1 protein-coding gene and 2 pseudogenes are annotated in these 1,694 nt (G+C 67.6%); all 3 read right to left on the reverse strand.

Annotation, left to right across the window (positions count from 1 at the left end; all coding sequences use genetic code 11):
- Positions 1-177 (reverse strand): annotated as a pseudogene (locus tag AC1DOC_RS32590) (2,3,4,5-tetrahydropyridine-2,6-dicarboxylate N-succinyltransferase); the annotation flags it as partial.
- Between the two features lie 44 nt (positions 178-221).
- Positions 222-1,433: a succinyldiaminopimelate transaminase gene (gene dapC / locus AC1DOC_RS32595; protein WP_012747824.1), complete on the reverse strand. Its 1,212-nt coding sequence runs from the start codon at positions 1,431-1,433 to the stop codon at positions 222-224.
- Between the two features lie 74 nt (positions 1,434-1,507).
- Positions 1,508-1,694: pseudogene (locus AC1DOC_RS32600) on the reverse strand (LysE family translocator); the annotation flags it as partial.

Raw genomic sequence — 1,694 nt, forward strand, 5'->3', positions numbered from 1 at the left:
CTGGTGCACGGTCCACTGGCCCACGCTTTCGCGCGTGGCAACGCGCAGCTTGCCGTTGTTGAGCTCGGAAATCACGTGCTCGACGGCATCGCGCACTTCGGCAGGGGCGGCGCTGGACGAGATGTTGGYGCGGTCTTCCCACGCGGCGTCGATGATTTGTTGCAGTTGCTGGGTCATGGAGAAAGTCTCGTGTGAAAAATGGGTGCGGGCGGAAAAGCGGATCAGCGGCGGGCGTCCCTGCAGAAGCGGACGATGCGCTGGGCGGCCTCCACGCATTCGGTTGTTTCGGCGACCAGTGCCATGCGGATGCGGCCGCGGCCAGGGTTGGCGCCGTGGGCGGTCTCTCGCGCCAGATAGCTCCCCGGCAGAACCGTCACATTGTATTGAGCGTAGAGCGCGCGGGCGAAGGCTTCGTCGTCGCCAGCCCACACTTGGGGAATGCCGGCCCAGAGATAGAAACTGGCGTCGGGCAGGCGCACGTCGAGCACGGGTTCGAGCAGCGGTGTGACGGCCGCGAACTTGGCGCGGTACTGGGCGCGGTTGTCCACCACATGGGACTCGTCGCCCCAGGCCGCGATGCTGGCCGCGGCCACGGCGCCGCTCATGGCGCTGCCGTGGTAGGTGCGGTAGAGCAGGAACTTCTTGATGATGGCCGCGTCGCCCGCCACGAAGCCGCTGCGCAGGCCGGGCACGTTGCTGCGCTTGGACAGCGAGGTCAGCGCAATCAGGTTCCGGAAATCGGGCCGCCCGAGCGTCACCGAGGCCTCGAGTCCGCTGAGCGGGGGCTCGTCACGGAAATAGATCTCGCTGTAGCACTCGTCGGCGGCAATCACGAAGCCGTGGCGGTCCGACAGGTCGAAGAGCCTTTTCCATTCGTCCAGCGACATCACCGCACCCGTCGGGTTGCCCGGTGAGCAGACGAACACCAACTGCGTGCGGGCCCAGACGGCCTCGGGCACGCTGTCCCAGGCCACGGCGAAATTGCGCGCGGGCACACTGGCCACGTAGTACGGCTCGGCGCCCGAGAGCAGGGCCGCGCCCTCGTAGATCTGATAGAACGGATTGGGCGACATCACCACCGGCTGCGGCGAGGCGGTGGGGTCGACCACGGTCTGCGCCAGCGAGAACAGGGCTTCCCGCGAACCATTGACAGGCAGCACCTGCGTGGCCGGGTCGAGGGCGAGGCTGTAGCGGGTTTTCAGCCAGTCGGTGAAGGCGGTGCGCAGGGTCAGGTCGCCCGCCGTCGCGGGGTAGGCGGCCAGCGCGCCGAGGCTGGCGCTCAAAGCGTCCTTGATGAAGCCTGGCGTGGCGTGCTTGGGTTCGCCGATGCCCAGGCTGATGGCCGGGAACTCGGGGTTGGGCGTGACGCCCGCGAACAGTTGCTTCAGCCGCTCGAAGGGATAGGGTTGCAACCGGGAAAGCAGGGGATTCATGCCCGGGATTATCGGTGACAGGTGTTACCGTTCCTGCCGAAGCGGCTACTGGCAGCCATGACGGCCGGCAGGCGTCAGGCCGCGCTGCGCCGGTAGAAGGCGAGCGAGCCCGCCAGTGCCAGCAGCATGCCGCCGCAGGCGCGGTCGATCCAGCGCGTGGCCGATGCCGTCAGCACCCGGATCGCGCGGGCGCCGACGAAGGCGTAGGCCAGCATCACCAGCGTGTCGAGGCCCGCGAAGATCAAGGCAATGATCAGGTAC

The organism is Variovorax sp. 01T439_2 (genome assembly GCF_056398445.1).